This window comes from Mycoplasma leachii PG50 (assembly GCF_000183365.1).
In the GTDB taxonomy this organism is placed as follows: domain Bacteria; phylum Bacillota_I; class Bacilli_A; order Mycoplasmatales; family Mycoplasmataceae; genus Mycoplasma; species Mycoplasma leachii.
This window is the reverse complement of record NC_014751.1, coordinates 703,117-725,556: the sequence shown is the minus strand read 5'-3', so window position 1 is coordinate 725,556 and position 22,440 is coordinate 703,117. Positions and strand designations below refer to the sequence as shown.

Genomic DNA, 22,440 nt, shown 5'->3' with positions numbered 1-22,440 from the left:
ATTTTTTATTAATATGCAAAACTAGATAAGTAATAATTAAAAAAATAAAAATTGTTTAAATGTTTTAAAAGTAGTTAAAAACATCCAAATATAGTTATCTAAAAATAAATTTAAAGATAAGCGGTGCACAAAGTGCAACAATAAGCAAAAAGAATATAAAGATCATTTTATATTCTTCTACCAATGATCTTATTCTTTTTTTAAAATCTAATTTTGGTTTACATTCTTTTTTTAAGTTAGGTGCAAAATAATAATAGTTTTTTATTTTATTTAATTTTCAATTTGAAATATCTTGGTTAAAATTTGTTGTCCCTTCAAACATTGAGCGAATATATTCTACGTTAGACATATTTCAATTTGAAATATCTTGGTTAAATTTTTTAGCATCATAAAACATATAACGTATATCTTTTGCGTTAGACAAATCTCAAGCTTGATATTTTTTATTATCAACACTAACTTCTTTTGTATTGATATTTTGATCAAATGAAGTTGCTTCTCGGAACATCGCATAGGCAAGTTTGAGATTTGATGTATCTCAATTTGAAATATCTTGATTAAAAGATGATGCATTTTGGAACATATAATTCATTTCAGTTACTTTAGATACATTTCAAGCAGTGTATTTTTTGTTGTTTATAATAACTTCTTTAGTATTAATAGGTTGATCAAATTTTATTGCTTGATTAAACATACCACTCATATTTTTTACTCTTGATGTATCTCAACTGTTTAAAGGTGTATTGAAGTTAATACAATTTTCAAACATGTAACTCATATCTTCAACATATGATACATTTCACGCAATATATTTATCATTTAAATTTTTAACCACTTTAGTATTGATATCTTGATTAAATAATTCTGCATTTCTAAACATATTGCTCATATTTTTTACTCTTGATGTATCTCAACTGTTTAAAGGTGTATTGAAATTAATACAATTTTCAAACATGTAACTCATATCTTTAACATGTGACACGTTTCATGCAATATGTCTACTATTTTTGCTTTCTACTATTTTTGTATTAATGTTTTGATTAAATGATTTTGAACCTTTAAACATACAACTCATATTTTCAACGCTTGATGTATTTCAATTTGAAATATCTTGGTTAAACATATCAGTATCATAAAACATATAACTCATATTTTCAACGCTTGATGTATTTCAATTCGAAATATCTTGATTAAAGTTAGAAGCTTGAAAAAACATATAACTCATATCAGTTACTTCAGAAACATCTCAATCCTCAATACCTTTAATTTTTTCAGACTTATTTCATTTAAATGCATTACTTAGATTCTCTATACATGATGGTAATGTATTTGGCACTTTTATTGTTGTTGGTTTAAATTGTTCTATTTGACATTCTTTATTTTCATTTTCAAAATATTCTATCTTAATGCATATGGTATTATTCTCAATATATTTAGCTTTTTGTATTTTTCTTTTCATTTAGTGCACCTCTTTAGTAAAACTATATTTCAATTATTTTTTTAAAAATGTTAAATATGAATGGTATACAATATTTTATTTTTAATTTGTTTTCAAAAATATAAAAATCTTTTTATTCTTTATTTTTTAATAAATTAATAATTTTATTAGTAAGCAATAATCTATATGTCATAATAAAAATTCAATATGAAAATAAAATAATATTAGTTATTAATAACACGTTATTAATTAAATCAGTATAATTTAAAAACAAAGAAAAACATAATTGTGTAATAAAAACACTAAAACAAAGTAAAAGTGGAAAAATGAATTCAATACCACAAATTCATCACTGAATTTTTTTACTATATTTTTTGTATCTATAAATTTCTTTCAAAGTTGCAAGACCATTTAGCAATAAACATAAAAATGTAAAATAAAATAACACTAAACTCAAAAATGGTGGGGTATATTCCTTTAACATTCAATTAGCATTAGAAAAATATAAAACTGCAGATAATATAGTCATTAAAGGTAACAATATTGATGGACTAAATAATAAAAAATTTCAACCAAGTGAAAAAAATCTATTTTTTTTATTTTTATGATAATTCTCAGGTTCACTTTTTCTTAAATATAGTTTAAAACTTAAGTCTCCTCTTGTAACTTTTTTTACAATTATAAAAATAATAATTAAAAGAAATAAGAAAAAAATTGTTACAAATAATGCTTTTATGTAATTATGTGAAGAAGTATTAAAAGTTTTTGAAGAGTTAGGCACCCCAATATAAAATTTAATCAAACCAGCAATAATAAAAAAGAAAAAATAATAATAAATTGCTCTTCTAAATCAATGTAGAGTTTTAGTATTATATTTGTATACAATTGGTATGGTATTAGATTGATTTTTTATTGATGAACAATACTTGCTATAATATGGTGATAGAGCAGAGTAGTACCTAAAACCCATTAGTATACCAGATGATAATTCTTCAAATTTTCCTGAATTTTTAATTTTTAGTTTTTCTTTTTCATACATTGTTTCAAGTAAATTTAAAACATTTTTAGCAACATCGTTATAACTTATAATATTTTTTTCTTCTGTAATTAAATCTAATTGAATATCTTCTATCAATCTTGATACAAATATAGGTTTAAAAACTAATTCATCATATGACAGGCAAATTTTATCAATGTTTTCAATATTATTTTTCTTTATTTCTATAAGTAATTCTTTTAGTAAATCAACAGTTTTAGAGTATTCAACTGATATATATTTGTTTCTATTTTTTAGATAATTTCTAATTCCATTTATTTCTTTATACACTGTTGTTTTTAAAAAAATTACTATAGAAGTAACTACTAAAGAACCTAAAAAATATCTAAATTTATCTAATATTTCATATCAAATACTAATTTTTTTACATTCTTCTAGATTTTGACAAATACAATTATCAAAAACATAAGAATATTGAAAAAATACAAATATAAGAAATATAACTAAAAAAAGTAATCTAACATATAATCTCATTATAAATCCTTTAAAAGTAAATTATTTAATTTTTATAAATTTGTTAATATAAAATAAGAGTTAATTTATCAAAAATATGTAAAAATTTATAGTGCTAATAATTTAAATATCTTATTTTTCTATAACAGTATAATAAGTAAAAAACCAAATCATCATAAAGATTATTTTTGATTATTAATACTATGATATTAAGATTAAGTAAAATAATTTTTATAATTGTTTATAAATTTAAACATACATTTAGATATGGAAACGATATTTTATTAAATCTCTATATAAATATAATATAACCAAATTATTAATATTTAAAATACTATTATTAACCATAGGGTATTTGTAGTTCTTATTATTAACTCAGAAAATATGTAAGCAAAATTGAATAATATTATAAACATTACAAAAAATATTTATCAATAATTACCTAATACCATAAACGTTAATTAAAAATTTATATGTTATAATAGGTGTTTTTTGAATTTAACAAAAATAATCTTTTTAATTTTTTTGTTCTTGAATTATATGTTTTCAATAATAATTTTTTTGATAAACTGAATGAATTTTCAATCCTTTGTTATTCTTAATTTTTTAAGTTCTTTTGATAGCATTGAATTTATTAAATTTAAATTAAAACTAGTTTGAATAGAAAATAAAATAATTTTCTACTATAAAGACTACGGGTTTTTTATTGCTATTATTTTTTAAATTTGGTTATGTATGTAACTATTTTTTTAATAATATTTAGAAAGAAATTTTTTCATAGTTAACAATAAAACCTTTTAATTTTAGAGATTTTTTTGCGTCTATAAATTTCAAATCTTTTTTAAAAGTATTAGCAATTCTTTCTTAATTATTTTTTTATCTATTATTTTTTTTATGGTCTATTAAATATGTGTAGTTAAAATACAAACCTTATATTCGATATATACGTATATGTTTCTTTTTATTAAGTTTTTTCCTTTTTTAATAATTTGTAATTTAATTTTTAAACTTATTTTAGTCATATAAAAACCCCATACTCTAGATTTTTAGTCTAGAATATGGGGCTAGATAAAAACTTATATTAAAAGTTAATCATTATCTATTGTGTTTTAATTGATATTTATCTTCTTTTTCTTTAAGCTTATCATATACTTTAATAGTAATTACACCATCTTTTCTTCAAATTCCCTTGATTGTTTGACCAATCATCATTGTTAAAAAGATTACATAATAGATTTGGAAAAACATTGTTAATAATCCAAATAAAAAGTATAAAACACCAATTAATGCATTATCAGCTTGTAATACTCTAGCAGCTGTATTTATAATATTTCCAATTAATCTTAATATTGAATAAATCATTAATACTATTAATTCAATAGTTACAATCACTAAATAAAATACAGCAATAGTTTTCATTAAAAAGCTAGTAAATGTATTACCTTCAAAACGTTCTTTTGAATTTTTATTAAAAAATAAAATAAATGCTAATAGTCCAACTACTAATAAAACACCATTACCAATGACAAATCCTACTAAAATTCAATATCATTCTTTAGATTGGTCAAATCAATTTGTATTAGGACTAATTGTTTTTAATTGTCAAAATAAAACACCTAAAAATATAGCTGAACCAATTGTTGTAATAATTGCAAATGATCTTGATAAAAATCATTTAGGTCTAATAGTTGATTGAGTGGTTACATTTGGTAAACTTGTTAAAACTCAAGGAGTTAAAAATCCTCCTAAATTTAAACTTAAACTAGCTAAGATATATCTATTTGCAACTAATTCTTCATCAGTACTTTTTTTAACAAATCTTAAAATAATTACTGCTGAAATAATAGTTTTTCAAAACATATATCCCATAATTGCATAACCTAGTGCAAGTAATACTTGTTTAGATTGATCTAATGCTTTAACATCAATTTTACTTAAAAAATAAAGAGATATAAGCATTCCAATTACAGCAAAAATTGTTCCAACTCATTGAAAAAATTTTATTTGAGTTCTTGGTGAACTAAAAAAACTTGAATTATTATTTTTCACTTTTTTTGCTCCTTTAATACAAAAGATATTATATATTAATTGATTAACTATAACAAATATATAATCTTGAATTATCTATTAAGTTTTTTTATTTAAAATCACTGGAATAATTAATGGATTTCTTTTTTTTACTCTAAAAATGTATGGACTTAAAGAAGACTTAATAGCTTTTTTAATAGCTGCAAAAGTTGGTTTTGATGACATTAATACTTCATTAACTGCATTAGTAATAATTTGAATTGAATCACTAATTATTGAACCAGCATCTTTTACATAAAAACTACCACGAGAAATAATTCTAGGTTGAGCTATTAATCTATTAGTTTGTGAATCTAATGAAATTACAACAGCAATTAATCCATCTTTTGAAAGAATTTCTCTTTCTCTAATAACATTACTTGCTTTTCCAGTCATATCTTTTCCATCAACATAAACTGCATCAGCTTCAACACGTTTTCCAATTTTAGCTTTACCTTGTAATAGTTCTAATACATCACCATTAGCCATTATAAAACCATTACCTTTTTCTAAATTAACACTTTCACCAGTTTCAATATGTTTTTTTAACATACGGTATTCACCATGCATTGGCATAAAATATTTTGGTCTGATTAAACTAAATAATAATTTTTGTTCTTCTTGACTAGCGTGACCTGAAGTATGTATTTTATTATCTGAAGTATTTTCAATAACTTTAGCTCCGACTCTAGTTAACTTATTAACTAACTTTTCAACATCAGCTCTATTTCCTGGAATTGGTGAGGATGAAAATACAACTGTATCACCAGGAATAATATTTATTGATAAATGTTTATTATTAGCAATTCTAGATAAAGCAGCCATTGGTTCACCTTGACTACCTGTTGTTAAAATCATTAATTCTTCTGGTTTATATTTATCAATATCAGTTGATTTAATAAATTCTTTTTCACTAATTTTTAAATGACCAATTTGACGAATGATTTTAATAATTCTTTCAAATGATCTACCTAAAATAACAATTTTTCTATTATATTTGTGAGCTGTTTCTATAATGTGTTGAATTCTATGAACATTTGAAGCAAAAGTTGTTAAAAAGATTCTTCCTTTAACTTGTAAAAATAATTTATCAATATTTGAAATAATACTTTTTTCACCTTGTGTATATCCTTCAACTTCACTATTAGTTGAATCTGCCATTAATAATTCAACCCCATTTTCACCCATTGAAGCTAATTTAGTAAGTTCAGCAAAATGTCCTAGTGGTGATCAGTCAAATTTATAATCTCCTGTTGAAAAAATATTACCATTAGGAGTTTGAACTAAAATTCCAAATGCATCAGGAATAGAGTGGTTTAATGCAGCATAACTAACTTTAAAGTTTTTAGTTTTTCATACATCATCAGCATCATATTCTTTAACAATAGTTTTGTCTTCAATTTTATATTCTTTTAATCTATCTCTAATTAACATAGCAGCTAATTTTGGAGCATAAATTATAGGAATCTTTACTTGTTGAACTAAGTATTGAATTCCACCAATATGATCTTCATGACCATGAGTAATAAATAATGCTTTAATCTTTTTTTGATTTTCAACTAAATAAGAATAATCTGGAATAACAGCACTTACTCCTAGCATAGTTGATTCAGGAAATTTTACTCCTGCATCAATCATAATCAATTCATTATCATATTCAATACAATAAGTATTTTTTCCAACTTCTTCTAATCCACCTAAAGCAAAAATTTTAGTAGGTATATTTGTTTTTTGATATTGTCTTTTAACTTCTTTTTGCTTAAATACATATGGTTTAAATTCTTTTTCATCAATACTAATATTTAATTGGTCACCATCATCATAACTATTAATTTGATTTTCATTTTCTGTGTCATTTATTTCTAGATTTTTTTTATTATTTTTGTTTGACATTTTTTCCTTTCTAAATAAAAAATATTAAAACAAAACAAAATGAAACAATCTTGTTTTAATTATTAAATATTATTGTCAGCTAATTAATTTTATAGTAGTTACTTACTAATATTGTACAACATTATTTTTTATAAAATGCTTAAAAAATAGTTATATAAATTTATAAATTTGATGATATTACTATTAGATTAAAAAAATAAATAATTTATATTTTTAAATTAGTAATTAAATTTTTAGTAAATCTATAGAATTTTATCTTATTGTATAACAATAAAAAAGAGCTAGTTATAATTAGTAAAATAATAATAAACATTTGGAGGTATTATGTCTAGTGTAAAATTTAGAATTATTAATAAATATCAAATTGAGTTATTAGAAGATGCTATTAAAGGAAGTATTATTGATTTAAATAATGCTGATCAAATTGATTTATCTATTATTTTAGATCAAATTAATCATAAAAAAGATCAAGTTTATTTAGAAAAATTAAAACAAGAAAAACAAAATTGAGAGTTATTAAAAACTAATGAATAATAAAAGTTTGAAAAAGATTTAATTAATGAATATAATAAAAAGCTTGAATCAACAACTATTGAAATTTCAGATTTAAAAGCTACTAATAAAACATTTATTGAAAAATTAGAAAACAATAAAAAAGAATTTGAACAATTAATTAGTCAAAAATTAGAATTAGAATCAAATATTAAATTATTAAATGAGAAATTAAATCAACAAGAAAAATTAATTAAATTACAATTAGAAAACCAATATAATATTTTATTAAACAAACAAAAAGAACAATTTGAACAACAAATTAATCAATTAAAAAAATGATTTAACTAAAAATACATACGAGTTAGAAAATAAAGACTGAAAACATAAAAGGACACTTACTGAATTAATAACTACAAAAAATAATAAAAATAATAAAAATAATAGAATTAATAAACTAGAACAAGATTTAGAATTTATTAAAAGAGAAAAACTAACTAAAATATTAAATTAGTTGGTGAAGAATTAGAAAAACTATTGCTTAAATCAGTTTAATGAAGCATCAATGTTTGCTTTTAAAACATCAACTTTAATAAAAGACAATATTGTTATTAAAAATGAAGATGATCTAAAAGGAACTAAAGGTGATTTTATTTTTAAAGTTTATGCTGAAAAAGAAAAACAAAATCTTTTATTAAGTGTAATGTGTGAAACGAAATCAGAACAATTAAACTCACATAATAAAAAAAAAAAATAATTATATCCCAGTCTATTTACTTTTTTTTTTTTTTTTTTGTAAACTTAACAATAAAAGAAAGGAAAGTATATGAAAAATATCTTAAAGTTTTTAAGTGTGATTACTTTAATTCCAACTACAAGTTTATTAGTAATAAGTTGTACAACGCAAACAAAAGAAACTAAAAAAACCAAAAAGCCGAACACAGAAGTTAAAAAACCAAAAAACCCAACCCCAACTTTTAGCCCAAAAAACCCAACCCCAACTTTTAGCCCAAATAAACAAACAATTGATAAAATTAAAAATATTTTAGAACAACAAAGTGAAGCTTTTGGTAGTTTTCATACTTTCCAAGACGTTGTTGATCAAATTAAAGTTTATGCTCAAAACCAGGGTATTAAAGACTTGGATAAATTAGAACTTTTAGATAAAAAGCTAGCTAATAAAACTTTAACTCTTGGTAATAATAAAAATAATTTAAAACTTAAATATTTTGACATAGAAATTCCGTTTGCTCTAAAAAATGTTTTAGAAAATGAAGTAAAAACTAAATATTCATCTACTGACTCTAATGAAATAATACAATTAGGTTATAAAAAATATGGTGATTATATACGATTAAATATTGAAAATAAAACTATAACAAAAGTTCCTGTTACATTACCATTAAAAATCAATTCATTTTATGAAGCATTTAAAGATCTTAAAAGTGAAACTATAACTAACCTCGATAAATGAGATACATCAAATGTAAAAATTCTTACAAACGCATTTGAAGGAGCTGTAAACTTTAATACTGATATTTCTGAATGAAACACTTCAAACGTAACAGAAATGACTAATGCTTTTTATGATGCAAAAAAATTTAATCAAAATATTGGTAAGTGAAACACTTCAAAAGTAACTGATATGTCTGCTATGTTTGATGGTGCCAAATCTTTTAATCAAGATATTTCTAAATGAAATACATTAAACGTAAATAGTATGAATGGAATGTTTGCAAGAGCAAAATCGTTTACATGATCTTTAAAAAAATGAAATGTCAAAAAAGTTGTAAAAGCACAAGGCTTCAGAAAAGAGAATAAAAATAATCTAGGTGATGATAAAATACCTTCTTTTGAAGATGAAGTTAAAAAATATATTGATGATTAAACTAGGACAAAATATTTGGACAAATAATTATGTTTGTTCAAATATTTTTTTATGTAGAAGGGTTATTTTATTATGGCTAGACAACTAACAGTTAATGAATATAAAGACATGTTTGTTATACCTATGTATTTTATTAGCTTTTTAGATGTATTAGAAACTATTGCACTAAAATATAAAAATCTTAAGTTAAATAAATTACAACAAGAAATTATGTTTAAAGAAAAACGAGATATTTTAGATGAGTTTGAAGAATTTAAAAATAACTTATTAGATAATGCTTTAAAACATATTGATACTAAATTAATAAAATTAATAAATCTGCTGAAAACATTAAAAAAGAAGCTAATAAATTTTAGAAGCAACTGAACTTGTAATTAATAAACATTTAAACACAGTTAAAAATAAAATTAATAATTTTAAAATTGAAAAAGTTTTAGAATCTCAAAAAAATTAAAAGTTGTATGGTATTAAAAATAAAATAATTTTTAACTAGTGTATTAATAGTTTAGTTTTAGTTAGTATAAGTGGATTTGTTGGTTATAAAACTTGGATCAACAAATAATGTCGAATATAATAATGTCGAATATAAAAACAGAAATAAAAGATTATTCAAAAGATAGGTTTAAACAAGAAAAGTTAGATGAAAATACTGAACTATGTATACAAATAAATAATAGTGAATATTATCAAAAAGATAAAGTTATGTATTTAAGAAATGAAAATGATTTATCTAATGGTGATATTGGAGTTATTCAAAAAATACATAAAGATAATAATGAACTAAAAATAAATTTTAATGATAAAATCTTTTCTACAATAAACAATGCAAGTCTTAAAAATTTAACTTTATGTTATGCTTGTACAGTTCATAAAACTCAAGGTAGTGAATTTGAAAAAGTAATTTTAGTTTTAGATCCTAAAAGAAGCAGTTCTTTTATTGATAAGAAATTAATCTATACTGCTATTACTAGAGCTAGAAAACAATTAGTAATTATTGCAAATAAAAACTCTTTTATTAATGGAATTAATAAAAATCCTGAAACAAGAGATACAACACTTGTTAAACATATAAAACTTATGTATAAAAAAAGAAAGAAGTCTCATTATAGTTATATCTTTTAATAATTTATGAAATAGTCTATTTTGAAGTAGACTATTTTTTTATTTTTTAAAATAATTAATAGGAATCATTAGTTCTAAATTAAAGCAATTCAAGTTATTAGATGCAATCAAAAATCTATATTAATAACATAATTAATAAATTAACTAGATTACAATATGAAATAAAAGCTTTTAATAATGCTAAACTTTTTGATACTAATAAAATTTCAGAAAATATTTTAAAAGATATACTTAACATTTATGGTTGATCTTTAATAAATGCAAATACAATCAAATCTAATATTTCTGGTTTTGATTTAATTGATACTAAAAATAAAATTTTAATCCAAGTTTCAACCACTTTTACAAAAACTAAATTAGAAGATTCTTTAAATAAACAAATTTATAAAGATTGTCTAGGTTACAATTTCAAGTTTTTATCACTTATTATAAGCACTAATAATAATTGATCTAATATTAAAAATCCTTATAATTTAAATTTTGATTTAAAAAATGATTTAATTGATTTGACACTGCCACTAAAAATTAAAAGGAGATTTAATATTAAATCTCCTTTTAATTTCCATAAGTCTTTATTATTAATTTATCTCTCTAATATCTATTTCATCTAAATAGTTAGATAGTTTATCAATAAATTCTTTTGAAGCTATTTTATAACTAAAAGCAGTTGCGCTTCCACAAATTATAGAAAATTTTAAAGCTGTTATATAGTCATTTGTTTGTAGGTATTTAGTTATAAAACCAGCAATCATACTATCTCCGGCTCCAGCAAGATTTTCTATTTTATAATCTCATTTAGGTAAACTAGCTTTATAAATTTTTGTACTAGTAACTAAAATAGCCCCATCCTTTCCAAGAGAAACCAAAACATTTTTACAACCTTTTTGTAATAAAATTTTTGCTTGATTAATAATATCAAAATCATTTTCAAGTTTTTTGTTAAATGTAGCTTCTAATTCATCTTTGTTTGGTTTTATTAAAAATGGTTGTTTTTCAATTGCTTTTAATAAAACATCTTCAAACGAATCAACAATACTATAAGCTTTTTTTAGATTAGCTAATTCTACTAGTTCTGCATAAATATTTGTATCAGCATTAATTGGTAAACTTCCTGTTAATATTAAAACATCATCTTTTTGTAATACATTATTTAAATATTTTTTTAATTTATTAAGTTCATTAATATTAATTTCTGGAGCATAACTACTTGATTCAGTTTGTTCATTATCTATTATTTTAAGATTAATTCTAATATCACCATTTGACTTAAATTTTTTATATTTAATTTGTTCTTTTTTTAAATCATTATAAAAAAATGTTTCAAAACTACCGTTTGTAAATACTAATAATTCACTATCTATATTTAATCTATTTAATAGCATAGATATATGTATTGCTTTACCAGCAGCATACATATATTGACTTTTAGGTCTATTAGTTTTATTTTTTAAAAAATTATCAAATTTTAAAATATAGTCAATTGATGGACTTAATGAAACAATATAAATTTTATTATGCATTTTTATTTCTTTCTAATTAATTAGTTTGTAATCAAGAGTTATTTTATTAATTGCACTATAATATTTAGTTTTAAAATCTTTTAAATTACTATTAGTTATTTTTTCTAATTGCTCAATGTAATTTTTAATTTTTGTATAGTTTATTTTTGAATTTTTAATAATAATATCTTCTTGTGTTTTAATTTGATTTTCTAATTTAAGTTTTTGTTCTTCAAGTTTTTTAGCTAAAATATTGTTTTTAATTTTATAATTTTTAGTTTCTATTTTCTTTAATTTTTCAACTAGTTTTTGATATTTAACAGTTTGTTTTGAAAATTTTTTAATATCTTTATATAGCAAATCTATATCCTTATATGTTTTTATAATCTCAGTTTGTTTTTCACTAGTTTGTTCTTTTTTAATTTTTAGTTTTATTAAAAGAGTTTGTAATTTAGAATTATAATGTCCAGTTTTAATTTTTAATTCTTTAGTAATATCTTTAAATAATATTTCTTCAGCTTGTTGTTCATTTCAAAATAAATAAGTAATTAAAATACCTAAAACAAATGATACTAGATCAATTATAATTGCTAAAACAAGTTTATCAGTATAAGCTAAAAATCCTACAACTCCACCTAAACCAGCTAGATTATTTAATCCAACATTAAATATAGAAATTAATCAACCACCAATTCCTCCAGCAATAGTTCCTAAAATAAATGGTTTAAATCTTGGTAAATTAATTGCATAAATACAAGATTCAGTTGGCCCTGAAATTATTCCAGGTAAAGCTGCAGCAATAGCTGCTGATTTATCTACATTTTTTCTAGATTTAATACCAACTGCAATAGTTGCACCCATTTGAGCTCAAGCTGCAGCAAAAGCAGATGCTAAAAATATTGATGGGTTATTAGTAGTTGTTAGATCAGCAATAGCTGTAAAAAATAGAACGTTATGAACTCCTAAAACAACTAGTGGTTGTCAAGTTAATCCAATAATTAAACCACTAATTCCATAAGGTAAAGTTACAAATCAATTAAATGCTTTTAAGACATATGATTCGATTATTGACATTATTGGACCAATAACAAAAAATGCTAGTAATCCACCTATTAGTAATGATAAAAGTGGGTTTAAAATAAAATTAGCAACTGAATGAAAATATTTATTCATTAATTTTTGAAAATAAGAAATAACTACTCCTGTAAAAATAAATACTAAAATTGTTGAATAAAATGGTTTTATTACAATTTCTCAAGAACCAATATTTAACAAATGTAATCCTTGTTCTGGAATAATTGGTGAAATCATAATTAAACCTAAAGCAATAGCAATTGCGGTATTTCCCTTTAAGTATCTAGTTGTTGATCAAATTACCATTACTCCTATTAATTTAAATCCTGAGTTAGCTATTGTATTTATAATTAAATCAAAAATATTATAGTCTTTTTGAAACACTGAGTCTGATTTAATTAAATGTACTCAACCAATTCTAATTAGAATTTGTTGTAAAGCCATAATTAATCCAAATCCAATTAAAAATGGAATTAGTGGACCAAATATTGCTGAAATTGATTTAACAAATCTTTTAGTAAGTCCTACTTTTTTATTATTTACATTTAATGAATTTTTAATTTCAAATCCATTAATTTTATCTATATTAATTTGTAGTTGTTCTTTTAAAAGATTAGTTATTTGACTAACTTCTGATCCTATAATAATTTGTAATTCCCCACTAGAAATTAAACAACCTTGTGTTCTTTTTAAAGCTTTTAAATTGTCTAATTTAATTAAACTTTGATCATAAAGTGTTAGTCTTAATCTTGTTGCACAATTATAAACATCTTTAATATTTTGTTTACCACCAACATTAATAAAAATTTCTTCAATTAATGCTAGTTGTTTTTGTTGTTTTGTCATATGGATCCTTATTCAAGGTTTATAATTAGTCCTTTATATTCATCTGTATCTTTATCACTTATTAAAATAGTTTCTTTTAAAACATCTACTTTAATTACATTTTTAGAACCAAATTTAGAAGAATCCATTAATATAAAAGATTTATCAGAATTTTTAATAGCTTTTTCTTTTATTAATGCTTCTTTAATATTTGTTGTGTAAAAATGTTGTGATGATAAATTATTCATTCCTATAAAAACCTTATCAAAATAAAAATTATCTAAATTTTTCAGAGCAAGTTCACCAATTGTTGAATGTGTAGATGGGTTAATTGATCCACCTAATAAAATTACTTCTATGTCTTGTTCAACTAACTCTAAAGCTATTGAATATCCATTAGTAACAACAATTATTTTTTTATTAATTAAGTATTTGATCATTTGCTTTGTTGTTGTTCCAGTATCTAAAAAGATCAGATCACCATTACTAACATATTCACTAGCTTTTTGTGCAATAAGATCTTTTATATCTATATTTATATGTTGTTTTTCTTCATCAAATAACTCATAACGCTTTGCTAGTGAATTTGCAGATTTTGCTCCACCATAAACTTTGTAAAGTTTTTTTTCTTTATCTAGTTCAGAAATATCGCTAATAATAGTTTGAATAGTAGAAGACAATAATTTTGCTAACTGTTTATTAGTAACAAAATCTTTTTCATTTACTATTTCAAGAATTTTTTGTCTTCTTTGATCTTTTAACATCGTATCTTGCTCCTTAACCTTATTTTACAATTTATTTTTAAAAAACTTTAAAAAAGTTTAAAATAATTTTAAATCTATTGTAAAATTTTAATAGATATAAGTTGTCGTTTTTTGTTATATCTTTACTTTATTCAAATAAAAAGATTATTTTAGTAAGACAAATTTTATCTTTTATTATTAAATATTTTTAAAGGATTTTTATGAAAGCTAGTTTAAAAGATCAATTATTAAAAGCTAGACAAAATCATTATGCAATTGGTGCTTTTAATTTTGATAATCTTGAAATGTTAAAAGCAATAGTTGAAGCTGCTGAAGAATCAAATTCGCCAATAATTGCAATGATAACAGAATCTGCTGCTAAATATATAGGAAAAGAAATAGTCATAGCTAGTGCTAATGCAATTATTAGTAATACTAAAGTTCCTATAGTTTTACATTGAGATCATGGTTATGATCTTAATCTAATTAAGTGAGCTTGTGATAATGGGTTTTCATCAGTAATGTTAGATGCTTCATTAGATGATTTTAATACTAATGTAAATAAGACCTTAGAAATAGTTAACTATGCAAAATCAAAAAATGTAGAAGTTGAATCTGAAATTGGTCATGTTGGTGGTAAAGAAGATGATACAGATTCAAATAAAAATAAATATACTAGTGTTGATGAAGCTATTAAATTTGTTAATTTAACTCAAATTGATGCTTTAGCTATAGCAGTTGGAACAAGTCATGGAATTTTTAAAACTGCACCTAATTTAAACTTTGATCGTATTAAAGAAATTAGAGATTCAATAAATACTCCTTTAGTATTACATGGTTCAAGTGGACTTAGTGATACTGATTTAAAAAAAGCAATTAATTCTGGTATTTGTAAAATAAATATTGGAACTGATTTAAAACTAGTTTATGCAAATAGTTTAAAACAATGATTTAAAGAAAATCCAACTAGTTACGATGCTAGAAAATTTGGTCGTTTTGCAATTGATCAAATGAAAAAAGTAATTAAACAAAAACTAGAAGTTCTAGGTTCAATTAATAAAGCTTAATTAAAAAAAGAATTACTATCTTGCTGATTGTATTAAGTTTGTGTATAAGAAAATATTTTGATAATTTCTAAAAATAGCCTATTTCTAATCTCAAGCCTATTTTTTATTTTTTATTTTATTAAAATAATTAAGAAGAAAGCATTAGTTTTAAACTAAACTAATAGCTTAACTTTTAATAGGAGTTGCTAGATGCAATCAAAAATTTATATTAATAACATAATTAATAAATTAGCTAAATTACAAGATGAAATAAAAGCTTTTAATACTGCTAAACTTTTTGATACTAATAAAATTTCAGAAAATATTTTAAAAGATATACTTAACATTATTTATGGTTGATCTTTAATAAATGCAAATACAATCAAATCTAATATTTCAGGTTTTGATTTAATTGATACTAAAAATAAAATTTTAATCCAAGTTTCAACCACTTTTACAAAAACTAAATTAGAAGATTCTTTAAATAAACAAATTTATAAAGATTATCTAGGTTACAATTTCAAGTTTTTATCACTTATTATAAGCACTAATAATAATTGGTCTAATATTAAAAATCCTTATAATTTAAATTTTGATTTAAAAAATGATTTAATTGACTTTAATATTCTTTTTGATAAAGTTCAATTTTTAGATGTTGATAAGTTAGAACAATTATCAAATCTTTTAGACAAAGAAATAGTTAGTAATTTAAAACAAAAAAATATTAGTGTTTCAATACTTGCTGAAATTATTAACAAACTATCTGAAATTAACTTAGCTGAAACTAAAGCTAGAATTCCTAAAGTTAAACCTTTTAAAATACAAGATAAAATAAATTTTAATAATTTAATTAAGACAAAATACATAATAGAAGATCATTGTTTTTTTAGTTCAATTGTTTATGATATCTATTATCAATTTGATGAACAAGCTAATAATAGAAGCTTTGCAGTTTTACAAATTATTAGACAAGTGTATAATGAATTAGCAAGTTTAAATAAATATAGTTCTGATGAAATCTATAATAAATGTAAAAATAAAATAAAATCTTTTGTAGAAAATAGCATAAATTTAAAAGTTTTAGAAATTGAAAGTTTATTATTATACATTGATATAATACTAGTAGATGCTTTTATGAGATGTGAAATATTTAAAGAAGTGGAGATCATTTAATTATGTTATTACCAGATAATATTCAACCGAAATTAAGTGTTTATTATAATGCATCTCTAATTTTAAAAACTTTATGTCAAAAAAGTAATTTAGATATGATTGACTTATATGCAAGTATTAAAACATTAGAAAATATGCCATTTAACATATTTTTATTATCTTTAGATTGATTATATTTAACTAATAAAATTGATATAAATGATCAAGGAGTAGTTCTTTTATGTTTATAAAAAGGTTAAAAATTTCAACACCTAATCAAGTTATAAGAGATTTAGAATTTAAAAAAGGATTAAATTTAATTGTTGATAATACTCCTATGAATGATCTTACTCAAACTGGTAATAATGTTGGAAAAACTACAGTTTTAAAACTAATTAGTTTTTGTTTAGCAGGTAATGCTGATGATATTTATAAAGGTATTGAATCAAAAACTACAAATGATATAGTTAAAGATTTTTTAATTGATAACAAAGTTTTAATTACTTTAGAATTAGTAGAAAATCTAGATAATCCATTTTCAAATAAAATCACAATACAAAGAAACTTTTTAAATAAAAAAGAAAGAATAATTAGATTAAATGATAAAGATTTTGCTAGTAAAGATGAGCTAGCAAAAGAATTATTAGATGTAATTTTTCCAAACCATCAATCAGAAAAACCTTCATTTAGAGAAATTATTTCTCATAATTTAAGATATAAAGATCAAAGTATTAATAGTACTTTAAAAACACTTCATTCAACTACAAAAGATGCTCAATATGAAATTTTACACTTGTTTTTACTGGGCTTTAGTTTTTCAAATTCTAAAGAATTATTAGATTTTCAAAACCAATTAAAATTTGAACAAGATCATTTAAAAAAGCTTTTATCATCTAATTCAGATAAACAAATATATGTTGATACTTTAAAAATTATTGATAATGAGATTAATGAATTAAATAAGAAAAAAGAAACATTAAATATTGATGAAGATTTTCAAATAAATCTAGATGTTTTTAATGAAATTAAACATAATATTTCTATGCTTTCAAATAAAATTGGTTTATTAGAAATAAGAAAAAATAGCATTAATGATTTTATAAATAGAATGAATTCAAATAGAAGTTCAGTTGATACAAAACAATTAGAACTAATTTATAACCAAACTAATTTATTTATTCCAAAATTACATAAAACTTTTGATCAACTAGTTAATTTTCACAACAAAATGTTAGATGAAAAAATCGCTTTTGCTAGCAAAGAACTTCCTGAAATTTTTAAACAAATGTCAAGTTTACAAAATCAATTAAATGAATTATTAAAAGTTGAAAAAGATCTAAGTATTAGACTTTCAAAAGATGATACTTTTAAAGAATTAGATAAAATTATTACTCAGCTAAATCGTAAACATTATGAAAAAGGTGAGTATGAAACTAAATTAAGTCAAATCAATGATTCTGAAGAAATAATTTTCAAATTAAAACAAAAAATTAGTTTATTAAGTAATGATTTGTATTCAAAAGAATTTAAAAATAAATTAGATGAAAGACTTAATACTTTTAATAAATATTTTCAAAGACTATCAGATACCTTATATAATGAAAGATATTTTTTAACATATTCAATAGAAAATGAAAAAAGTAAACCTTATTATAAGTTTAATTTATCAGTACTAAATCATAGTTCTGGTAAAAAACAAGGTGAAATTATTTGTTATGATTTAGCTTATATACAATTTGCTGATCATTTTAACATTAATTGCTTACACTTTTTATTAAATGACAAAAAAGAATTAATGTCAGATAATCAATTAATTAGTATTAGTAACTATTTATTAAATAGTAATGCTCAATTGATTATTTCAATTTTAAAAGATAAAATTCCAGATAAAGTTTGAAAAAATTCTAATGTAGTTTTAGAATTATCTCAAAAAGATAAATTATTTAAGTTTTAATAAAATCTACTTTTAAAGTAGATTTTTTGTGTATTTAAGCAGGTAAAAAATACATAATGTTTATATCAAGTCACGATGTTTTTTTATAGTAAAAGACACTGCCATAGGTTTTTGAGAAAGTTGATACTAAATTATTAAAACTATTCTTGATTATCATTAATATTTATTGATTCTAATTTAGAATAATTTTTATCAATTTTATTTGCTGAAGTTTGAAATTCTTTAAAAACTTCTTCTGTTTCTGTTTTATACTTTTCATAAATCTTAGACATTTTTTCATTTCTATCTAATAGTCTTTTAACATCATCAGTTATTGTTTTAATTAGTTTTTGAATTTCATTAATATTTTTACTAATCTTATATTCTTTAATACTAATTTGTTGAGAATACAAAACAGCTGGTAAAGTAGTTGGTGAACAAATTCAAATTTTATTTTTAATAGCTTCACTAAAGATATCAGTAAATTTAGATCAAATTAGTTCAAATATAGCTTCAGAAGGTATAAACATAATTACACTAGAAACATTTTCAGAATTAGAAATATATTTATTTTTTAATTCTTTAATCATATTTTTAATTGTTTGTTTAAAATCACCTTCAGCTTGTTTATATAAATAACTATCATTACTTTCTGAAATTAATACATTTGCTTTTGTTAAAGGAAACTTAGAATCAATTGCAATCTTTTTATCATTAATTTGTGTTTTAATAATAGCATCAACTATTACACTAGAAGTTTTATATCTGTATTGAGTTTGTCAAATTCCATTATCTGTTTTTTCACCTAAAACATTAGTCAAAATCCATTCTAAAGTAAACTCACCTAAATTGCCTCTAGTTTTACTATTTTTAAAAATTAAAGATAATTCATTAATGTTTTTAACTGATTTATCTACTTTTTTATCAATTGTGTTTATATTATTAGTAATTTCATTAAATTTTTTAATATTGTCTTCTAGTTTATCTAATGATTTTGTTAGATCTTCTTTTTGTTTATTAACTGTTTCTTTTAAATTAATTAGATTAGTTTTAGTAATTTCAGTATCTTTTTCTATTTTTTCATTAATTAATTCTTTATTAGTTTCAAGTTTATCTTTTAAACTAGTTAGATCAATTTTAGAATCACTATTTTTATTTTTAATTAAATAGAATAAAATACTAGTTGAAATAATAGTTAATATTACTACTAAAATTATTAGAATAATAGTTAAATTCATACAATCCTTTCTTTATATACTATTGTTTTATTAACTAAATTATATAAAAAAGCACTCTATTAAAAGTTTTAGTTTATGTTTTTTAGGTTTTATATCAGAAAACTAGCATTTAAATAAACTTTTTGTATAGTAAATAGTAAATATAAAAAATGAATTAGTTAACCATAATAAAAATCACCTTTTTATTACTAATATGATATTTATATTATCTTTTTTAAAACTAGTTGAATTTTTATTTTCTTAGTCAATTATTTTTTTTATGATTATAAATAGTTAAGATGGTAAGTATGAAAACAATAAGAATTATTGGGGCAGGTCTATCAGGGTGTGAAGCTGCTTATTATTTATTAAAAAAAGGCTATTTTGTTGAAATGTATGAAATTAAAACTATTAAAAAAAATCCGATTCAACATTATGACTTTTTTTCTGAGTTAGCTTATTCAGATTCGTTTAGATCAACTGATTTAAAAACTAGTGTTGGTACTTTAAAAAAAGAATTAGAACTTTTAGATTCACTAATTATAAAAGCTACAAAACACACTAGTTTAAATAAAAGTAATGAACTAATTGTAAATAGAATTGAATTTGGAAATTATATTACTAATTATTTAAAAACTTTTAATAATTTAAAAATTATAGAACAAGAATATTTAAATATTAATTTCAATATTCCAACAATTATAGCAATTGGTCCTATTTCAACACCAAACTTTTTAACTAATTTAAAAAAATTAATTAATAAAAAGAATTTAAAATTATTTGATACTGTAGAACCAACTATTTTAAAACAATCAATAAATATGGATACTTGTTATAGTTTAGATAATAATTTGAACTATTTATATTGTGATTTAAATAAAGAACAATTTGAAAAATTTTACAATGCTTTAATTAGTGCAAAAATTTTTATTTCACCATTAAAAAATGAAATTAAATTACTAGAAAAAAACAATTATTTTAGTGTTGAAAGTTTAGCTAAAAACAAACAAGAATTTATTAATCATTTTAAACCAAAAAATAATAGCACTTATATTACTATTACATTAAAAAAAGATAGTGTTATTGATAATTTATATACAATAGTTAATTTTCAAACTAATTTAATGTGAAATGAACAATTAAAAGTTTTTAGCTTAATTCCTGGATTAGAAAATTTAAAAATTATGAGATATGGTGTTATGCATAAAAATAATTACATTAACACTAAAAAATTATTAAATTTAGGTGTGCAATTAAAAACACATAAAAATATTTTTTTTGCAGGTCAAATTATTGGAGTTGATGGATATGTTGAATCAGTTTGTTCTGGATTAATTACAGCAATTAATTTAGATAGATATTTAAATAATAAAAAAATGATTTTACCTAATAAAAATTCAACAATAGGTTCACTTTATAATTACTTATTAAAAACTGATTCTGATTTTAGTCCAATGAGAATTAATTGAGCTTTAGTTGATATGATTAATGGTTTTGAATTATCTGATAATAGTAAAAAAAAATATTCAAAAAGAGCAATTAAACTAATAAAACAATATTTAAAAAAGATTAACGCTTAAAGTAGTGCTTTAAAAAAATAATTTATATATACTTAATAATCTGATACTTGATACAATAATTAATGTAAAAATAATTTAAATTAAAAAAGAGAGGCTAAGATGTTGTTCTTTTTAACAAATGGTGTTGCTATTTGTGTAATTATTTTTTTATTTGTAATAGCTTATGTAATGGATCCTAAATTTTTAAAAACTATTACAACTATTAAATTAACAATGATGGCAATGCAAGTAGCATTAATTGTTTTACTAACAAATATTATTGGTTATAGTGGTGTATTTGGTGCGCGATTAATGTTTGGTAATTTTGTTTTATTTTTATCTGGTATGTTGTTTGGTCCTATGGGTGGGGCTTTAGTTGGAGCTTTAAGTTATACAGCTGGGATGATTAATCCTAATATATTTATTCATTTTTCATTTATGGCTGCATATATGATTTATGCAATGTTAGGATCATTAGTTTTTATTAGAAAACAAAAATCAAGATTATCATTTATGATTTCAGTTTTTGTTTTACTGTTTATTGCAAGCTTTACTTTAACATTTATTTCTCATCCAGTTGCTATGTTAGCTATTGGTAAAAATTCATATGTTTATGTGACTTTAATCAAGAAATTTATTGTTTTTCCAATTGATGCTGCTATAGAACCAGTTTTAATCATTTCAACTTTTGAAGTTTCTATTTTAGTTTTAAAAAGAGTACCAAATACTTGAAACAGTTTATGATGTACAAGATTTGAAGGTTTAGAATTTTTAATTAAACAAGAAAAAAAATCTAAAAAAGATCAAAAAGTTTTACAAGAATCTAATAAAACTACTGTTATTACTCCAGTTTCTAGTTAGTTTTACTATAAACACTTTAATTAAAAAAAGTTAAAGTGTTTTTTATTTTTAAATATGTCAATTATTAAAAAATGCTAATTAGCGATCTATAAAACTCAGTTTATAATAGTATAAAATAATA

At 21.3% G+C, this 22,440-nt stretch carries 20 protein-coding genes; 12 read left to right on the top strand and 8 right to left on the bottom strand.

The genetic code is table 4. The features are described from left to right. Positions 1-94: 94 nt before the first annotated feature. The 4 genes from MSB_RS03110 to MSB_RS03095 all read right to left on the bottom strand — a co-directional run bounded on the left by MSB_RS03110 (position 95) and on the right by MSB_RS03095 (position 6,908). Positions 95-1,459: a BspA family leucine-rich repeat surface protein gene (locus MSB_RS03110; RefSeq protein ID WP_013447910.1), complete on the bottom strand. Its 1,365-nt coding sequence runs from the start codon at positions 1,457-1,459 to the stop codon at positions 95-97. Positions 1,460-1,571: 112 nt separating this feature from the next. Continuing rightward, positions 1,572-2,969, bottom strand: coding sequence for a hypothetical protein (locus tag MSB_RS03105; protein ID WP_013447909.1), 1,398 nt, complete (start codon positions 2,967-2,969; stop codon positions 1,572-1,574). Positions 2,970-4,043: 1,074 nt separating this feature from the next. Beyond that, positions 4,044-4,997 (bottom strand): hypothetical protein, encoded by a 954-nt coding sequence (locus MSB_RS03100; RefSeq protein ID WP_013447908.1) that lies wholly within the window; start codon positions 4,995-4,997, stop codon positions 4,044-4,046. A 78-nt stretch (positions 4,998-5,075) separates the two neighbouring features. Beyond that, the gene (locus MSB_RS03095) at positions 5,076-6,908 is read right to left on the bottom strand and encodes a ribonuclease J (protein WP_013447907.1); all 1,833 of its coding nucleotides are present in this window, start codon (positions 6,906-6,908) and stop codon (positions 5,076-5,078) included. A gap of 324 nt (positions 6,909-7,232) precedes the next feature. On the opposite strand from MSB_RS03095, the gene MSB_RS05220 reads away from it, so the two are divergent. The 6 genes from MSB_RS05220 (at position 7,233) to MSB_RS03060 (ending at position 11,021) form a co-directional block, all read left to right on the top strand. Further along, entirely contained in the window at positions 7,233-7,442 is a 210-nt protein-coding gene (locus tag MSB_RS05220) for a hypothetical protein (RefSeq protein ID WP_013447906.1), read from the top strand. Between the two features lie 523 nt (positions 7,443-7,965). Beyond that, positions 7,966-8,157: a DUF2130 domain-containing protein gene (locus MSB_RS05215; RefSeq protein ID WP_013447905.1), complete on the top strand. Its 192-nt coding sequence runs from the start codon at positions 7,966-7,968 to the stop codon at positions 8,155-8,157. A 69-nt stretch (positions 8,158-8,226) separates the two neighbouring features. Then, entirely contained in the window at positions 8,227-9,288 is a 1,062-nt protein-coding gene (locus MSB_RS03075) for a BspA family leucine-rich repeat surface protein (protein ID WP_013447904.1), read from the top strand. Between the two features lie 72 nt (positions 9,289-9,360). Next, on the top strand, positions 9,361-9,666 hold the full coding sequence (locus MSB_RS03070) for a DUF2130 domain-containing protein (protein WP_013447903.1): 306 nt from the start codon (positions 9,361-9,363) through the stop codon (positions 9,664-9,666). Between the two features lie 198 nt (positions 9,667-9,864). Further along, positions 9,865-10,410, top strand: coding sequence for an ATP-dependent DNA helicase (locus MSB_RS03065; RefSeq protein WP_013447902.1), 546 nt, complete (start codon positions 9,865-9,867; stop codon positions 10,408-10,410). A 101-nt stretch (positions 10,411-10,511) separates the two neighbouring features. Then, a complete protein-coding gene (locus MSB_RS03060) occupies positions 10,512-11,021 on the top strand; it encodes an SMEK domain-containing protein (RefSeq protein WP_013447901.1) in 510 nt (169 codons plus the stop codon). Here MSB_RS03060 and MSB_RS03055 read toward each other — a convergent pair. Genes MSB_RS03055 through MSB_RS03045 form a run of 3 tightly spaced genes read right to left on the bottom strand, consistent with a single transcriptional unit; the run spans position 10,989 to position 14,572 of the window. Then, positions 10,989-11,930, bottom strand: coding sequence for a 1-phosphofructokinase family hexose kinase (locus MSB_RS03055; protein ID WP_013447900.1), 942 nt, complete (start codon positions 11,928-11,930; stop codon positions 10,989-10,991). The two genes, MSB_RS03060 and MSB_RS03055, sit on opposite strands and share 33 nt — an antisense overlap. 12 nt (positions 11,931-11,942) lie before the next feature. Then, on the bottom strand, positions 11,943-13,829 hold the full coding sequence (locus MSB_RS03050) for a PTS transporter subunit EIIC (RefSeq protein WP_013447899.1): 1,887 nt from the start codon (positions 13,827-13,829) through the stop codon (positions 11,943-11,945). 8 nt (positions 13,830-13,837) lie between these two features. After that, positions 13,838-14,572, bottom strand: a complete 735-nt coding sequence (locus tag MSB_RS03045; protein WP_013447898.1) for a DeoR/GlpR family DNA-binding transcription regulator — start codon at positions 14,570-14,572, stop codon at positions 13,838-13,840. Positions 14,573-14,772: 200 nt separating this feature from the next. On the opposite strand from MSB_RS03045, the gene MSB_RS03040 reads away from it, so the two are divergent. The 4 genes from MSB_RS03040 to MSB_RS03025 all read left to right on the top strand — a co-directional run bounded on the left by MSB_RS03040 (position 14,773) and on the right by MSB_RS03025 (position 18,703). Beyond that, positions 14,773-15,618: a class II fructose-bisphosphate aldolase gene (locus tag MSB_RS03040; RefSeq protein WP_013447897.1), complete on the top strand. Its 846-nt coding sequence runs from the start codon at positions 14,773-14,775 to the stop codon at positions 15,616-15,618. A gap of 189 nt (positions 15,619-15,807) precedes the next feature. Next, positions 15,808-16,770 (top strand): ABC-three component system protein, encoded by a 963-nt coding sequence (locus MSB_RS03035; RefSeq protein WP_013447896.1) that lies wholly within the window; start codon positions 15,808-15,810, stop codon positions 16,768-16,770. Between the two features lie 2 nt (positions 16,771-16,772). Further along, positions 16,773-17,000 (top strand): ABC-three component system middle component 6, encoded by a 228-nt coding sequence (locus tag MSB_RS03030; RefSeq protein ID WP_013447895.1) that lies wholly within the window; start codon positions 16,773-16,775, stop codon positions 16,998-17,000. Then, positions 16,991-18,703, top strand: coding sequence for a DUF2326 domain-containing protein (locus MSB_RS03025; RefSeq protein ID WP_013447894.1), 1,713 nt, complete (start codon positions 16,991-16,993; stop codon positions 18,701-18,703). The genes MSB_RS03030 and MSB_RS03025 overlap by 10 nt, the downstream gene beginning before the upstream one ends. Positions 18,704-18,843: 140 nt before the next feature. Here the strand turns inward: MSB_RS03025 and MSB_RS03020 are convergent, their stop codons facing one another. After that, positions 18,844-19,920, bottom strand: coding sequence for a DNA recombination protein RmuC (locus tag MSB_RS03020; RefSeq protein ID WP_013447893.1), 1,077 nt, complete (start codon positions 19,918-19,920; stop codon positions 18,844-18,846). A gap of 287 nt (positions 19,921-20,207) precedes the next feature. Between MSB_RS03020 and trmFO the strand changes: the two genes are divergently transcribed. Both trmFO and MSB_RS03010 read left to right on the top strand, forming a co-directional pair. Next, complete coding sequence (gene trmFO / locus MSB_RS03015; protein ID WP_013447892.1) at positions 20,208-21,479, top strand: methylenetetrahydrofolate--tRNA-(uracil(54)-C(5))-methyltransferase (FADH(2)-oxidizing) TrmFO; 1,272 nt, start codon at positions 20,208-20,210, stop codon at positions 21,477-21,479. 99 nt (positions 21,480-21,578) lie between these two features. Continuing rightward, a complete protein-coding gene (locus tag MSB_RS03010; RefSeq protein ID WP_013447891.1) occupies positions 21,579-22,319 on the top strand; it encodes a folate family ECF transporter S component in 741 nt (246 codons plus the stop codon). Positions 22,320-22,440 lie beyond the last annotated feature (121 nt).